Annotated in this window: 13 protein-coding genes and 2 tRNA genes; 3 read left to right on the top strand and 12 right to left on the bottom strand. The window is 64.2% G+C overall.

Annotated elements, in window-relative coordinates; translation table 11 throughout:
* The first annotated feature begins 6 nt into the window (after window positions 1–6).
* A complete protein-coding gene (locus EYS21_RS04700; RefSeq protein WP_131132048.1) occupies window positions 7–621 on the top strand; it encodes a DNA-3-methyladenine glycosylase I in 615 nt (204 codons plus the stop codon).
* Between the two features lie 261 nt (window positions 622–882).
* Here EYS21_RS04700 and EYS21_RS04695 read toward each other — a convergent pair whose 3' ends face one another.
* The 3 genes from EYS21_RS04695 to EYS21_RS04685 all read right to left on the bottom strand — a co-directional run bounded on the left by EYS21_RS04695 (window position 883) and on the right by EYS21_RS04685 (window position 3,361).
* The gene (locus EYS21_RS04695) at window positions 883–1,350 is read right to left on the bottom strand and encodes a carboxymuconolactone decarboxylase family protein (protein ID WP_131132047.1); all 468 of its coding nucleotides are present in this window, start codon (window positions 1,348–1,350) and stop codon (window positions 883–885) included.
* Window positions 1,351–1,924: 574 nt separating this feature from the next.
* The gene (locus EYS21_RS04690; RefSeq protein ID WP_131132046.1) at window positions 1,925–2,806 is read right to left on the bottom strand and encodes a rhomboid family intramembrane serine protease; all 882 of its coding nucleotides are present in this window, start codon (window positions 2,804–2,806) and stop codon (window positions 1,925–1,927) included.
* A 9-nt stretch (window positions 2,807–2,815) separates the two neighbouring features.
* Window positions 2,816–3,361 carry a peptidylprolyl isomerase gene (locus tag EYS21_RS04685; RefSeq protein WP_131132045.1) on the bottom strand — a complete coding sequence of 182 codons (546 nt, stop codon included), beginning with the start codon at window positions 3,359–3,361 and terminating at the stop codon, window positions 2,816–2,818.
* 155 nt (window positions 3,362–3,516) lie between these two features.
* On the opposite strand from EYS21_RS04685, the gene EYS21_RS04680 reads away from it, so the two are divergent.
* Together EYS21_RS04680 and EYS21_RS04675 are read left to right on the top strand one after the other, a co-directional pair.
* Entirely contained in the window at window positions 3,517–4,500 is a 984-nt protein-coding gene (locus tag EYS21_RS04680; RefSeq protein ID WP_131132044.1) for a hypothetical protein, read from the top strand.
* A gap of 136 nt (window positions 4,501–4,636) precedes the next feature.
* Window positions 4,637–5,512, top strand: coding sequence for a glycosyltransferase family 2 protein (locus EYS21_RS04675; protein ID WP_131132043.1), 876 nt, complete (start codon window positions 4,637–4,639; stop codon window positions 5,510–5,512).
* Between the two features lie 6 nt (window positions 5,513–5,518).
* Here the strand turns inward: EYS21_RS04675 and EYS21_RS04670 are convergent, their stop codons facing one another.
* From EYS21_RS04670 to recF, 9 genes are all read right to left on the bottom strand, one after another.
* A complete protein-coding gene (locus tag EYS21_RS04670; RefSeq protein ID WP_131132042.1) occupies window positions 5,519–6,472 on the bottom strand; it encodes a DMT family transporter in 954 nt (317 codons plus the stop codon).
* 72 nt (window positions 6,473–6,544) lie between these two features.
* A tRNA-Ala gene (locus EYS21_RS04665) sits at window positions 6,545–6,620 on the bottom strand.
* A 72-nt stretch (window positions 6,621–6,692) separates the two neighbouring features.
* A complete protein-coding gene (locus EYS21_RS23670) occupies window positions 6,693–6,809 on the bottom strand; it encodes a DLW-39 family protein (protein WP_242633290.1) in 117 nt (38 codons plus the stop codon).
* A gap of 58 nt (window positions 6,810–6,867) precedes the next feature.
* Window positions 6,868–6,941 (bottom strand) — tRNA-Ile (locus EYS21_RS04660).
* A 99-nt stretch (window positions 6,942–7,040) separates the two neighbouring features.
* Window positions 7,041–7,691, bottom strand: coding sequence for a DUF3566 domain-containing protein (locus EYS21_RS04655; protein ID WP_131132041.1), 651 nt, complete (start codon window positions 7,689–7,691; stop codon window positions 7,041–7,043).
* A complete protein-coding gene (gyrA, locus tag EYS21_RS04650; RefSeq protein ID WP_131132040.1) occupies window positions 7,688–10,366 on the bottom strand; it encodes a DNA gyrase subunit A in 2,679 nt (892 codons plus the stop codon). Before gyrA ends, EYS21_RS04655 begins: the two co-directional genes overlap by 4 nt.
* A gap of 59 nt (window positions 10,367–10,425) precedes the next feature.
* Window positions 10,426–12,510: a DNA topoisomerase (ATP-hydrolyzing) subunit B gene (gene gyrB / locus EYS21_RS04645; protein WP_131132039.1), complete on the bottom strand. Its 2,085-nt coding sequence runs from the start codon at window positions 12,508–12,510 to the stop codon at window positions 10,426–10,428.
* 395 nt (window positions 12,511–12,905) lie between these two features.
* Window positions 12,906–13,463 carry a DciA family protein gene (locus tag EYS21_RS04640; RefSeq protein ID WP_131132038.1) on the bottom strand — a complete coding sequence of 186 codons (558 nt, stop codon included), beginning with the start codon at window positions 13,461–13,463 and terminating at the stop codon, window positions 12,906–12,908.
* Window positions 13,456–14,655 carry a DNA replication/repair protein RecF gene (recF, locus tag EYS21_RS04635; RefSeq protein ID WP_131132037.1) on the bottom strand — a complete coding sequence of 400 codons (1,200 nt, stop codon included), beginning with the start codon at window positions 14,653–14,655 and terminating at the stop codon, window positions 13,456–13,458. Before recF ends, EYS21_RS04640 begins: the two co-directional genes overlap by 8 nt.
* Window positions 14,656–14,680: the final 25 nt, after the last annotated feature.

Genomic DNA, 14,680 nt, shown 5'->3' with positions numbered 1-14,680 from the left:
CGGCGCATGATCCCTGGCGCCAACGGCACCGTTCTGGGCGACGACGGCCTCGCGCGTCCGCCGTGGGCGTCCGCCGATCCGCTCCTGCGCGATTATTACGACACGGAGTGGGGCCTGCCTGTCCGGGATGAACAGGGCCTCTACGAGCGCATCAGCCTGGAGGGTTTCCAGGCCGGCCTGTCCTGGGCCACCATCCTGCGCAAGCGCCCTGCCTTCCGTGCAGCGTTCCACAACTTCAACCCGGACATCGTGGCCGACTTTACCGAAGCCGACGTGGAGCGCCTGCTCCAGGATCCAGGCATCATCCGCAACCGGCTGAAGATCCGTGCCGCCATCACCAACGCCAAGGCTGTCATCGCCCTGCGCAGCGAGGGCGGCCTCGTGGACTTTGTATGGAGCTTCCAGCCCGCTGACACCCCCCAGCCGCTGATGCATGCCGATATACCCACGCAGTCGCCCGAATCGGTGGCCCTGTCCAAGGCCCTGCGCAAAAAGGGTTTCTCCTTCGTCGGTCCCACCACGATGTTCGCGCTCATGGAAGCGATCGGCATGGTGGATACCCATCTGGTGGACAGCCACCGCCGCGGAACATCCGGGGTGTGGCCGGCGGCAGGAGCCTGAGTTCTTCAGGCCGGGCACCCGGTTCTCCCCAGTTCTCCCCAGCTGTTCTTAAAGTTATCCACAATGTGCATAACCGCTGTCCGGAGATTCGTCGATGGGGACCCTCAGATGCCCGGAAACAGGGCCTTGGTGGACAGCGACGTTTTGTACGCAGTTATTAACAGTGTGGATTACCTGTGGATAAAGTCTGGACGGGTCCCACTGCACGGTTGGACTGCACGTTTGACAGCCTGTCGGCCCCGCGTGATCGCCGGCCCACGCTCACTCCTGGCGCCGCACCGGATGGTGGCTGGTGATGGAAACCCGGTTGAAGGCGTTCATGGTGATCGCCAGCCAGCTGACAGCCGAGAACTCGTCGGCGGTGAGATGCCTCCGGGCGTAGCCCTCCTCGCGCTCCCGTGAGCGCTGGTCCGGCAGGTCCGTGATGCTCTCGGCCAGCGCAAGTGCCGCACGCTCCCTGTCCGTGAACAGTGCCGTGTCACGCCACGCGGGAAGTACCGCCAGCCGCTGTGAGGATTCGCCATTGGCCACGGCGTCGCCCACGTGCAGATCAAGGCAGTAGGCGCAGCCGTTGATCTGGGAAATTCTGACGTACATCAGCTCAATGGTTGTCTCCTCCACGCCGGCCGCTGCCGCGGCTTCGCGTGCCTTGAGCCCCAGGCCGTTCAGCGACCGCCACATGGCCGGGTGCTGCTTATCAAGGAAAATGTTTTCGGTGGTGGCGCTCATGAGTCCTCCTGCATTCTGGCTGGCTTCGGCGTGCGCTGACTCCGGCTGCCGATCCGCGCGGTTATCCACTTGCTAACACACGACTACCCACAACTTATCCACAGTTGTGGACAACACGCGCCAGTACACGCGGGTGACCCGCTGCATCGGCACCGCAGGGCCTCGGACCCTCTGTGAACTACACGCTTGTAAGTTATTAACACTGTGAATAACCATGTTGAAATCCCGGGCAGGACGGCCGCTGGCAGCCTCTTTGGCCGAGAATCTCCAGCGATATCCACAGCTGGGGGCGTAATCGCCGTGTTTGTCCACTTAACCACAGGGTCATCCCCAGGAGTTATCCACAATTGTGGACACAGGCCGACTGTTAATTCAGATAACGCCGCGTTTGCGGGCCTGCGGCCAATGCCGCCTTCGAACTACAGCCGTGTAAGTTACCAACAATGTGGATAACCCCTGTGGAAAACTTCCGGCGCACCGCGAAGGAAACCGAGGAGCCTTCCGAAGACACAAAAGACCCCGGCGTCCATGGGGACACCGGGGTCTTCTGTACGTGTGGTTGAAGCGCCGGGAATCAGCCCGCCGTTACCCTGATCCAGCTCACGATGACCAGCAGGGCAAACACGGCAGCCAGGCCGGCAGCCTGCAGCAGTCCTTGCCGCGGTCCGCGCGGCGTGTACGCCACCACCGCAGCGCACAGCGCACCGGTGATGAGGCCGCCGAGGTGGGCCTGCCAGGCGATCTGGGGGATGAGGAAGCCGATGACGCCGTTGATGGCTATCAGGATCCACAGCTGGCGGGTTTCCCCGCCGCGGTGCCGCTGGACCAGGAGCATCGCCCCGAAGAGTCCAAAGATGGCGCCGGATGCCCCCACCACGCCGGCCAGCTGCTGGCCGGGGACCAGCAGCGGGTTGAGGAGCAGGTAGCCCACCGAACCGCCAATGGCAGAAATCAGGTACACCGCGAGGAAACGCGCCCGGCCCAGGAGCGGCTCGAGGGCCTGCCCGAAAATCCACAGCGTGTACATGTTCAGCACGATGTGGAGGACGGAATCAGGCGAGTGCAGGAATGCAGCTGTCAGCATGCGCCACGGCTCGAACACGCCGTAGGCGGGCGTTGCGAACACGTTGTTGTACGCAAACTGTTCGTACACGGCACCGCCAGGCAGTATCCACTGCAGGACGTACACCAACGCGCACACCGCGATGATGCCGTAGGTGATGACGGGCTTGCCGGTAGTGACGGCACCGCCATAAACAGTCCGTACTGCCGGCGTCGAACGCGCTGCTTCGTTGACGCAGTCAACACACTGGAACCCGACGGCGGCCGCCCGCTGGCAGTCAGGGCACGCGGGGCGCCCGCAGCGCTGGCACCGCACATAGGAGGGCCGGTCCGGGTGCCTGGGGCAGACCGGAATTTGCGCTGACGGCTCCGCCGCCGGGATTCCGTAACTCATGTGTTGTGGTTAGAGCTGCTCGATGTCGATGCTGTTGATGGTGACGTCCTCGACGGGGCGGTCACCCATGCCGGTGCGGACGCCTTCGATGGCGTCGACAACCTTCTTGGAGTCCTCGTCAGCCACCTCGCCGAAGATGCTGTGCTTGCCCTGCAGCCAGTCGGTGGGGATCGTGGTGATGAAGAACTGGGAGCCGTTGGTGCCCTTGCCCATCTGGATGCCTGCGTTGGCCATGGCCAGCTTGTACGGGGCGTTGAAGCTGAGCTCGGGGTGGATTTCGTCGTCGAACTTGTAGCCCGGTCCGCCGATGCCGCGGCCCAGGGGATCGCCGGCCTGGATCATGAAGTCCTTGATGATGCGGTGGAAGATGGTGCCGTCATACAGCGGCGTTCCCGTCTTGTCCTCGCCGGTCTCCGGGTGGGTCCAGGCCTGCTCGCCGGTGGCGAGGCCGACGAAGTTCTTGACCGTCTTGGGGGCGTGGTTCCCGAAGAGGTTCACGACGATGTCGCCGAGGCTGGTATGGATGGTTGCTTTTGCGGTTGCGATGGCAGTCATACCGCCCATTCTTTCATGGCCGGCCAAAGCGGAACTGGTGTGGCAGGCAGTTCCGCGCTGGGTGAAATCAGCCTGAATTCCGGGCGGAGAATAGCCGGTGAAGGTCAATCCACGTAGGCTAACAACAGAACCGTCACATTAATCGGGAGGTAGTTGTGAAGAAATCGGATCGTATTGCCCGTGACCTTGAGCAGTCAGTCAACAGCGCGGTAGAGAACGCCAAGGACTGGGCAGCCCCCCGCGTGGAAGCAGCCGTGGACTGGGCAGTTCCCAGGCTGCAGCATGGCCTGGATACCGCATCTCCCAGGATCCAGGAGGGGCTCAAGAGTGCCGCCCACAACCTCGCCGACGGCGTCGCAACTGTAACGCCCCGCATCCAGGACGGCCTGGCCCACCTTGCTCCGAAGATCCATGACGCTGTTGAAGGCACCACTCCGCGTCTCCACGAAGCGCTGGACAAAGCCACACCGGTCATCCTCAATGCCCGCGACCGTGTTGTCGTGGAGTACCTGCCGCGCCTCTCGGACCAGATCGGCCAGGCTTCCGAAGCGGTTCACCGCACGCTGGAAAATGCTCCGTCCCACGTGGACGCCGTAGCCCAGAGGCTTGCCGATTCCGGCGTCGTGCACTCCATCCAGGAACAGGCCCACACCGCAGGCACCCAGCTCAAGGCAGCAGCCCATGAAGCAGGCAAGGCCGTCGGCGTCCAGATTGCCCAGCCCGAGAAGCCCAAAAAGCGCGGCTGGCTGGTCTTCGGCATTATCGCCGCCGGCGTGGCCGCCGGTGTTGCCGCCTGGAAGGCGTCCAAGCCGGTTGAGGATCCGTGGAAGACCCCTTCCCCGGTGACGCCCACTCCCGCCCCGGTACCCGCCACCACGGTGAACGACATCAAGGAGACAGCGGCCGACGCCGTCAGCAACGCGGCAGCAGCTGCTTCCTCCGCTGCGGGCGCCGTCGCTGACAAGGCCAAGGACGTCGCGGCAGACGCCAAGGAAGCTGTTGAAGACGCAGCGGACACGGCCAAGCATGTCGCCGAGGATGCCAAGGACGCCGCTGCCAAGGCTGCAACGGATGCCAAGACGGCGATGAAGAACATCGCAGCGAACATGAACGGATCCGCGGACAAGGACACCGTCTAGCAGTTCCAGGCGCTTTGCGCCGTCAGCTGAAGGGATCCCGCCTGGTGCGGGGCCCCTTCAGTGTTTTCCCAGTGTTTGTCCGGACTCCCGCCGCCTCCCAGCAGGCCGGACCCCGATCGGTGCTAAATTTGAACTGATGTCAGCCGATAAATCCTCTGGGGATGCCTTGAACGACGCAGCTCAGCTGCCGCGCGTGTCCATTGTCATCCCGGCTTACAACGAGGAAAGTGTGATCCGGCAGTGCCTCATCGCTGCCGTCTACCAGTCGGTTCCGGCGCACGAAATCATCGTGGTGGACAACCTCTCCACAGACCGCACCGCGGCCATCGTGCAGCAGATGCAGCTTGAGTACCCGGAAAGCCCCATCATCCTGCTGAGCCAGGACCGCGACCAGGGACTGATCCCCACAAGGAACTTTGGCCTTAACCACGCCACCGGTGATGTCCTTGGCCGGATCGACGCCGATTCCGTGGTGGAGCCGGACTGGGTGGAGCAGGTCCAGAAGGCGTTCGCGGACCAGTCGGTCCAGGCCGCCACCGGACCCGTTGTCTATTACGACATGCCCATGCGCCGCTTTGGCCTCAAGGCCGACGACAAGATGCGCCAGCTGATGCTCAAGCTCGCCAAGCACCAGTACCATTTCCTCTTTGGCTCCAACATGGCCCTGCGTGCTTCTGCCTGGAAAACCATCCGGTCCGAGACCTGCCGTGACGAGAAGGATGAAATGCATGAGGACATTGATCTTTCCCTTCACCTTGCCGACCACGAGCTCAAGGTGCAGTACTGGCCGCAGATGGTGTCCGGAATGTCCGCGCGCCGGCTCGAGGATTCCCCCCGGGATTACCGCTACTACGTGACGCGCTTCGACCGGACGTACAAGGCCCACAACGTGAAGAAAATGGCACTGAAGGCCCCCATGGTGGTCTTCTTCTCCGTCTATTTCCCGGCCAAGCTGCTGCGCGCGATCCACACGGTTAATACGGCCCAGCCGGTCCGCCGCGGCGGCCAGTAACAGCTTTCAGTCAGTCCCCAGCTCCGCGAGGCGGTCCGACGGCGGTTCGTCGCCCCGCGCGCCGGCCGCTGAGGCCTTACGTTGCTTCCTTTTAGCGCCTGAGCGCTGCCCCAGGACAACGACGGCGAGGCCAACCAGGATCAGCGCCAGTCCGGCATAGGTTCCCACCGGAAGGGTCTCGTTCAGGAAGACGGCCGCCAACAGGGCCGCACCAGGGATCTCCAGCAGGATGATCATCGAGACCAGCAGCGGGCTCATCGTGGCCAGCAGGTGGTTGAACGCCGTGTGGCCCACCAGCTGCGCACAGACGGTGATGGCGATAATGCCCAGCCAGCCGCCGGCGTCGAACCCTGTCAATGGCTGACCGCTGAACATTGCCAGGACCGCCACCAGTGCGGCGCACATTCCGTAGCACAGCGTGGTGTAGGTCCCGGTGGTCATGGTTTGCCGGGCCTTGCCGCCCGCCAGCGTATACAGTCCCGCCAGCGCACCTCCGGCCACCGCCAGCACGTCGCCAAGGAGCGCCTCAGGTGAGCTCCCCATATCAAACCCGGTAATGGCCACCACGCCGCCAAAAGCGGTGCCCAGGCCGGCCAGCACCGGCCACCGGTGCCTGGTGCCGCGAAAGAGCTGGAAGACGGCGATCCAGCCGGACTGGAGGCATACGAGGGCCGTGGCGGCGGCCACGGAGGTCAACTGGAGCGAAGTGATGAAGCAGGCGAAGTGCAGGGCCAGGGCGCCTGCGGCCAGCAAGGACCAGCGGAACTCCCGCCAGGAGATCTGACCGAACTGCCGCGGCTCACGCACCAGGGTGGGGGTGGCCATGACCACGGCACCGATGGCGTTGCGCCAGAAGGCGATGGCCAGGGCGCTGACCGTGGTGGCACCCAGCGTGGCGGCGATCAGCGGACCCGATGAGGCAACGCCCAGCACACCGAGCGCCGCGAGGAAGAAGTTCACTGTCCAAACCCTACTGTGGCGACTTAACCAAAAAGTCCCGGACAGCGTTTCCGCTGTCCGGGACCTTCCTTATGGTGGAGGCACGGGGACTCGAACCCCGAACCCCCTGCTTGCAAAGCAGGTGCGCTACCAATTGCGCCATGCCCCCATAAGAAGCAACCCGTCAATCATACCCTAGAACCGGGAAGCCTTTGTCCAGCTTCCGGTCCGGGAATCCGGGCTAATCAACCGTATCGGTTGACTCACTCCAGACCGTTTTCCGGGCCTCGGATTCCTGTGCTTTCCGGTAGAGCAGGACGCCTGCGATCGCAGCTGCAAGAACCAGCAACTTCTTCACATGCACCCCGTTCCGGGCCAGCTGGGCTGGACCTTTACTGGAACCTGCACAGGTTCCGTGGGCGTACCAGGACTTGAACCTGGGACCTCTTCGTTATCAGCGAAGCGCTCTAACCGCCTGAGCTATACGCCCCGATGCCTCATCGGGCCGAGACATGACTTTACAGCACATCCCGGCCCGATCTCAAATCGAGGCCCTCCGGCGGAAATTTCCGCCGGAAATATGGGATTTTCAGTCGTCCGTGAGGGTAACGCCGATGCCGCCCACGAGGGTGGCAGAGATGTTGTACAGCACGGCAGACAGCATGGACAGGGCCGTCAGCAGGACCACGTTCACCACGGCAATGATCGTGGCAAAGGAGGCCACCTGTCCCAGCGAGGCGACCTTCTTCAGCTCAAACCCGCCGCCTTCGGACCCGGCGAGGGTTCCGAGGAGGCTGTCCACCTGGTCAAAGATGCCGGTGAGGTCCAGGACAGTCCAGAGGACGATGGCCGCAACGACCGTGACGATTCCCAGCGCCACTGAGAGCAGGAACGCCATTTTCAGGACGGACCAGGGATCGACCTTGCTGACCAGGAGGCGCGCACGCCTGACTTTGGCTTTGGGGGCGGGCTTGACCAGCCCGGGGCCGCCCTGCGCGGGACGCTGCCCCGTGCTGGCAGGCCGCTGGCCCGGGCGCTGGCCGTCGGCAGGCTGGCCCTGTCCGGGCTGGACCTGCGGACGCTGGCCCGCTGCGGCGGGGCGCTGGCCGGGCAGGCCCGCCGGAGCCGCCGGACGCTGCTGGGGACGAACGGGGGCGTTCACCCGGGGAGCGGCCGCGGGCTGGCCCGTTCCACCCGGAACATTGCTGTTCTGCTTGGGATATGAGTCGGGATTACTCACTCGTTACCTCCGGTGTAGTCTTCGTTCGGCTCAGCGTCGCCGGAGGCGTCCTCTGACTCAACGGCCGGTGCTGTCTCTGCCACTGCTTCTGACCCTGCGGAACCCTCGGGGGATCCAGCCTCTTCAGCCAACGTTACGTCATCCTCCAGGGATTCATCGCCCTCAAGTCCGCGTTCGCTGTTCCGGGCCACTTCGATGATCCGGTCATTCTTATCCGGTTTTGCGAAGATGACGCCCATGGTGTCGCGGCCCTTCGCAGGGACCCCCGACACTGAGGAACGGACCACCTTGCCGCCTTCCATGACCACCAGGACTTCGTCTTCCTCCTGGACAATCAGGGCGCCCACCAGGTCTCCGCGTTCCTCTGCGAGCTTGGCGACCTTGATGCCGAGGCCGCCGCGGCCCTGGAGCCGGTATTCCTCCACGGCTGTGCGCTTGGCGTAGCCGCCTTCAGTCACGATGAAGACAAAGGAACCGTCAGTGACCACGTTGGCGGCCAGCAGTTCGTCGTCCTCCCTGAACTTCATGCCGGTGACGCCGGACGTGGCGCGGCCCATCGGCCGCAGCGCGTCGTCGGTGGCGGTGAACCGGATGGACTGGCCCTTCCGGGACACGAGCAGCATGTCGTCGGTCTCCGAGACCAGCTGTGCGGACACCAGTTCGTCTTCGTCACGCAGGTTGATGGCGATGACGCCGGCGGAGCGGTTGGTGTCGTAGTCCTCCAGCCGGGTCTTCTTGACCAGGCCGCGCTTGGTGGCGAGGACGAGGTACGGCGCGTGCTGGTAGTCCTTGAGGTCCAGTACCTGGGCGATGTGTTCGTCCGGCTGGAAGGCCATCAGGTTGGCGACGTGCTGGCCCTTGGCGTCTCGGCCGGCTTCGACCAGCTCGTAGGCCTTGGCGCGGTAGACCCGGCCCAGGTTGGTGAAGAACAGCAGCCAGTGGTGGGTGGTGGTCACAAAGAAGTGCTCCACGACGTCGTCGCCGCGCAACTGGGCACCCTTGATGCCCTTGCCGCCGCGCTGCTGCGAACGGTAGTTGTCGCTGCGGGTCCGCTTGACGTAGCCGCCGCGGGTTATGGTGACAACCATTTCCTCTTCGGGGATCAGGTCCTCCATGGACATGTCACCGTCGAAGCCCATCAGGATCCTGGTGCGGCGGTCGTCGCCGTGCTTCGCCACGATCTCGGCCAATTCGGTGCTGATGATCTCGCGCTGGCGTTCCTCGGAGGCGAGGATCGAGTTGTACTCGGCGATCAGGGCCTCGAGTTCGGAGTGCCGGTCCTGGATCTTCTGGCGTTCCAGGGCGGCCAGGCGGCGCAGCTGCATGTCCAGGATGGCCCGGGCCTGCAGTTCGTCGATATCCAGCAGCTGCATCAGCCCGTCACGGGCCGCTTCGGTGGTGTTGGATGCCCGGATGAGGGCAATGACCTCATCCAACATGTCCAATGCCTTGAGCAGCGCGCGCAGGATGTGCGCTTCTTCTTCGGCCTTGCGGAGGCGGTACCGGGTGCGCCGGGCGATGACGTCCAACTGGTGGGTGACCCAGTGCCGGATGAAGGCGTCCAGGCTCAGCGTCCGCGGAACCCCGTCCACGATGGCCAGCATGTTGGCGGAGAAGTTGCTCTGCAGTTCGGTGTGCTTGTAGAGGTTGTTCAGCACCACCTTGGCCACGGCGTCGCGCTTGAGCACGATCACCAGGCGCTGGCCCGTGCGGCCGGAGGTCTCGTCGCGGAGGTCCGCGATGCCGGAGATTTTGCCGTCCTTGACCAGTTCGGCGATCTTGATGGCCAGGTTGTCCGGGTTGGCCTGGTACGGCAGTTCGGTGACCACCAGGCAGGTGCGGCCCTGGAGTTCCTCCACGTTGACCACTGCACGCATGGTGACGGATCCGCGGCCGGTCCGGTAGGCGTCCTCGATGCCCTTGTGCCCCAGGATGGTTGCCCCAGTGGGGAAATCGGGTCCCTTGATGCGGAGCAGCAGTTCTTCCAGCAGTTCCTCGCGGGTGGCGGTCGGGTTGGCCAGGTACCACTGGACGCCGTCAGCGACTTCGCGGAGGTTGTGCGGCGGGATGTTGGTGGCCATGCCAACGGCGATGCCGGAGGAACCGTTGACCAGCAGGTTGGGGAACCGTGCCGGCAGGATGGTGGGTTCCTGGTTTTTGCCGTCGTAGTTGTCCTGGAAATCGACGGTTTCCTCGTCGATGTCCCGGACCATCTCCATGGCGAGGTGGGCCATTTTGGTTTCGGTGTACCGCGGGGCGGCCGCGCCGTCGTTGCCCGGGGAGCCGAAGTTTCCCTGTCCCAGCGCCAGCGGGTAGCGCATCGTCCAGTCCTGGATCAGGCGGACCAGGGCGTCGTAGATGGCGGTGTCGCCGTGGGGGTGGTACTGGCCCATGACTTCGCCCACCACGCGGGCGCACTTGTTGAACGAACGGTCCGGGCGGTAGCCGCCGTCGAACATCGCGTACAGCACCCGGCGGTGGACGGGCTTGAGCCCGTCGCGCACGTCGGGTAGGGCGCGGCCAACAATAACGGCCATCGCGTAGTCCAGGTAGGAGCGCTGCATTTCCGTCTGCAGGTCCACCTGCTCCACGCGGTCTACCAGCACATCGCCTTCAAGTACGGTTTCCGGAAGATCGGCGGATTCCGCCTGGTTCTCTGGTGTCTCGTCACTCATCGTCTATATTTTCCGTTTCAGGTATATGTCAGTTGTGGAATATCAGCGGGGTGACCCGTCTAGATATCCAGGAACCTGACGTCCTTGGCGTTCTGCTGGATGAAGTTCCGGCGTGATTCCACGTCCTCGCCCATCAGGACGGAGAAGATCTGGTCGGCTGCCAGGGCATCGTCCATGGTGACCTGCAGGAGGGTGCGGTGGTCCGGGTCCATGGTGGTGTCCCACAGTTCCGTGTAGTCCATCTCGCCGAGGCCCTTGTAGCGCTGGATGCCGTTGTCCTTGGGAATGCGGCGGCCCGCGGCCTGGCCGGAAATCAGCATGGCATCGCGCTGCTTGTCGCTGAAGACGTAGTCGTGCGGGGCGTTGGACCACTTGATCCGGTACAGCGGCGGCTGCGCCAGGTACACGTAGCCGTTCTCGATGAGGGGCCGCATGTAGCGGAAAAGGAGGGTCATCAGCAGCGTGGTGATGTGCTGGCCGTCGACGTCGGCATCTGCCATGAGGACGATCTTGTGGTACCGCAGTTTGCTGAGGTCGAAGTCCTCACCGATGCCGGTACCGAAGGCGGTGATCATGGACTGGACCTCGGCGTTGCCCAGGGCTTTGTCCAGGCGTGCCCGCTCCACGTTCAGGATCTTGCCGCGGAGCGGCAGGATGGCCTGGGTCTCGGGGTTGCGGCCGCGCTTGGCGGAACCGCCGGCGGAGTCACCCTCCACGAGGTACACCTCGCACTTGGCCGGGTCCTTGGAGGAGCAGTCCGACAGCTTGCCGGGCATGCCGAAGGATTCCAGCGGGCTCTTGCGGCGGGCGTTGTCGCGGGCCTTGCGGGCAGCCATGCGCGCCTGAGCAGCGGAAATGGCCTTGCGGATGACGTCGCGTGCCGGTCCGGGGTTTCTTTCCAGCCAGTCACCCAGCCCGTCGGTGACCACGCGCTGGACGAAGCCCTTGACCTCGGAGTTGCCCAGCTTGGTTTTGGTCTGGCCCTCGAACTGCGGCTCGGCGAGCTTGACCGAGATAACGGCAGTCAGTCCTTCGCGGATGTCGTCACCGGTGAGGTTGTCGTCCTTTTCCTTGATGATGCTCTTCTCCCGCGCATAACGGTTGATGAGCGAGGTCATGGCGGCGCGGAAGCCCTCTTCGTGCGTTCCACCCTCATGGGTGTTGATGGTGTTGGCGTACGTGTGGACGCTTTCGGAATACGCGTTGGTCCACTGCATGGCCATTTCCAGCGCGATGTGCCGTTCCGTATCCTCGGTTTCGAAGGAAATGACGTCCTCGTGGACAACATCAACCTTTTTGCCTGAGTTCAGGTGCTTCACATAGTCCAGCAGGCCGTCGTCGTACTGGTACACCACTGTGCGGTGCTCAGCGGTGACTTCACCTTCGGTGACAACGGCATCCAGGTCGAGGTCGCCGTCGTTGTCCTCAACTGAGGTTCGCTCATCAGTCAGGGTGATGCGCAGGCCCTTGTTCAGGAACGCCATCTGCTGGAAGCGGGCGCGCAGCGTCTCGAAGTCGAAATCGGTGCTTTCGAAGATACCGGCATCCGGGTAGAACGTCTGGGTGGTTCCCGTTCGGTCGGTAGCCTCGCCCTGGACCAGGCCGCCCTGGGGCTTGCCGCCGTCGGCGAAGGACATGCGCCAGACGTGTCCCTGGCGCCGGACCTCGGTGTCAACGCGGCTTGAGAGCGCGTTCACCACGGAAATACCCACACCATGCAGGCCGCCGGACACCGCATAGCCGCCGCCGCCGAACTTGCCGCCGGCGTGGAGGATGGTCATAACAACTTCTACAGTGGGCTTGTGCTCGGTGGGGTGCATGTCCACGGGGATTCCGCGGCCGTCATCAACCACCTTGACGCCGCCATCGGCCTGCAGCACGACCTCGATGTGGGTGCAGTATCCGGCCAGGGCCTCATCTACAGAGTTATCCACCACTTCATAGACGAGGTGGTGGAGTCCGCGGGGACCGGTCGAACCGATGTACATGCCGGGACGTTTCCGTACGGCTTCCAGACCCTCGAGGACGGTGATGTCGCTTGCGCCGTATTCACGGGGCGTCGCAGCGTCTGCCGGGGTGTCGGGGGTACGGGCATCCTCAACTGCGGGTTCCACTGCCTGGATATCTGTATTGTCGTTAGCCACAGGCGCTGTCGACTCCTCTGTTTTCGATGATGGCCGGCCAAGGCAGTTCCGCAAGGAATTGCTTCGGCCAACAGGCACAAACTGATGGCGCTGGCGAGTAGGAAGACATGCGGAACCGCGTTCCGCTCGGCTGTCAGCGTGCGGAAAACGGACTCAGTCAACGTTTCACCGGCGCCCAGTTATCTGATGTGATTCTATCGTGAATCAGGGCGTAAACCCGCATTCCAGGGCCCTCGGCGGCACCGAATGTGCCCATGTGAGGCCATTGACCCCGCCTAGGGCGCCCCAGCGGTCCGGTCTTTGGGTTCCTATACGCCCGCGGGGCGTTACAGCGCCCTACACGCCCTTAGGCGAATATTCAAGAGTCCGACGGCGGCGTCCCCGGCCATCGCCGGTTACCCGTACGTATCGCGGGGGCCCCGGCCGTTCACGGTCCGGCCGCCCTTGCGCCAGCTGGGGGCCGAGGGACCCAGCACCTGGATGCTGGTGACCACGCCGTCGCCGAGTTCGGTGCGGAACTTTTCCAGCAGGCTGATGCTCAGCAGGCGCAGCTGGGTGGCCCAGGCGGTTGAATCCGTGCGGACATGGAGTGTGGTGTCGGTGAAGCTTTCCGGCGTGCAGTGCGCGGAGATCTCGGGGCCCACCAGGGTGGCCCATTCGGCCATCACAGATCCGACGGCGACCGGGGACGTCCAGCCGCGTTCCGCCACCAGGCGTCCCACGACTTTGCCGAGTCCCAGCGGGTCCCGGCCGGTGGAGTGGAACTGGCTGAAGCCCCGGGTATCGCTGATTCCCCGTTTTTTCTTGCCGGCGCCGGCGGCGGGCGGTGCCTTGCGGCGGATTTCGCCGCGGGCGGCCGCGGCTTCGCGCATCCGGTTCAGCGCGGCCTGGGGCGCGTCGATGCTGTCAGGATCCCGGCCGGGCTGGAGCCCGCCGTTTTCATCCTTATTCATCGATTCCTCCCGGGATGACCTTCACCCGCCGGCCGGAGAGTTCCTCCGGAATATCGGCGTCGACGGCGGCGGTCACCAGGACCTGTTCCGCGCTGGAGACTATTGCCGCCAGTTTACGCCGGCGCTGGACATCGAGTTCAGCAAAAACGTCATCCAGGATCAGGATGGGAGCTGATCCGCCGGTCCGGGCGTCGTCGAGCATCACGTAGTAGGACGCCAGCCGCAGGGACAGGCACATGGACCACGTTTCGCCGTGCGAGGCATACCCCTTGGCCGGCGCTTCACCCAGGACGAGTTCCAGTTCGTCCCGGTGCGGGCCAACCAGCGAAATGCCCCGTTCAAGTTCCTTCCGGCGGGAGGCGGCGAAAGCCCGGACATAGGCGTCCGTGAGCTCCTGGACGCTCAGCGTCCGGAGGTCTTCCTGGCCCGGTTCGCCGTCGGAGGACGGAACGGCTGCACCCGGTGCCGCCCCGCCGTCGTCGTCCAGCATGTTCTGGAGGCTTGAGCGGTAGGCCGCATCGGCAGCCTTTGACCCGTCGGTGAGCTGGGCGTACGCGCCGGCCAGGTGCGGGCGCAGCCGTTCCACCAGTTCCAGCCGTGCGTGCAGCAGTTCGGCGCCGGCGCGGGCCATGTGCTGGTCCCACACATCCAGGGTGGCCTCATGCCCGGCAGTGAATTTTCCGGTCCGGGCAGATTTCAGCAGGGCATTGCGCTGCTTCAGGACGCGGTCGTAGTCGCTGCGGGTTGCCGCGTGCCGCGGGATCAGGCTGACGAGCAGCTCATCCAGGAACCGCCGCCGGTTGGACGGATCACCCTTGACCAAGGCAAGGTCTTCGGGCGCGAACAGAACGGTCTGGCAGATCCCCAGGAGATCGCGGGCACGCACGGGATTGCTGCGGTTGATGCGTCCGCGGTTTGCCCGGCTGGCATTGATTTCCAGTTCGAGGACGGTGGTCTGCCCGCCGCGGACCAGCCGGGCACGGACCAGCGCCCGGTCGGTACCGAACCGCAGCAGCGGGCCGTCCGCACTGACGCGGTGCGAGCTGAGCGTCGCGAGGTAGCCGATGGCTTCCATCAGGTTGGTCTTGCCGATTCCGTTGGATCCCACCAGCACCGTGACGCCGGGTTCCAGGGCAAGGTCAACCTGGGCGTAACTGCGGAAGTCAGTCAGCGAGAGGTGTTCTAGGTACACGCGGTCTTCAGGTTTCTCGGGACCC

It is taken from the genome of Arthrobacter sp. S39 (genome assembly GCF_004320525.1).
Taxonomy (GTDB): domain Bacteria; phylum Actinomycetota; class Actinomycetes; order Actinomycetales; family Micrococcaceae; genus Arthrobacter.
This window is presented reverse-complemented; position numbering and strand designations above follow the sequence as displayed.

What these genes read in the sequence shown, in the direction of transcription:
- EYS21_RS04700 (WP_131132048.1), top strand. Translation starts at nt 7, where the DNA reads ATGATCCCTGGCGCCAACGGCACCGTTCTGGGCGACGACGGCCTCGCG.
- EYS21_RS04695 (WP_131132047.1), bottom strand. Translation starts at nt 1,350, where the DNA reads ATGAGCGCCACCACCGAAAACATTTTCCTTGATAAGCAGCACCCGGCC.
- EYS21_RS04690 (WP_131132046.1), bottom strand. Translation starts at nt 2,806, where the DNA reads ATGAGTTACGGAATCCCGGCGGCGGAGCCGTCAGCGCAAATTCCGGTC.
- EYS21_RS04685 (WP_131132045.1), bottom strand. Translation starts at nt 3,361, where the DNA reads ATGACTGCCATCGCAACCGCAAAAGCAACCATCCATACCAGCCTCGGC.
- EYS21_RS04675 (WP_131132043.1), top strand. Translation starts at nt 4,637, where the DNA reads ATGTCAGCCGATAAATCCTCTGGGGATGCCTTGAACGACGCAGCTCAG.
- gyrA (WP_131132040.1), bottom strand. Translation starts at nt 10,366, where the DNA reads ATGAGTGACGAGACACCAGAGAACCAGGCGGAATCCGCCGATCTTCCG.
- EYS21_RS04640 (WP_131132038.1), bottom strand. Translation starts at nt 13,463, where the DNA reads ATGAATAAGGATGAAAACGGCGGGCTCCAGCCCGGCCGGGATCCTGAC.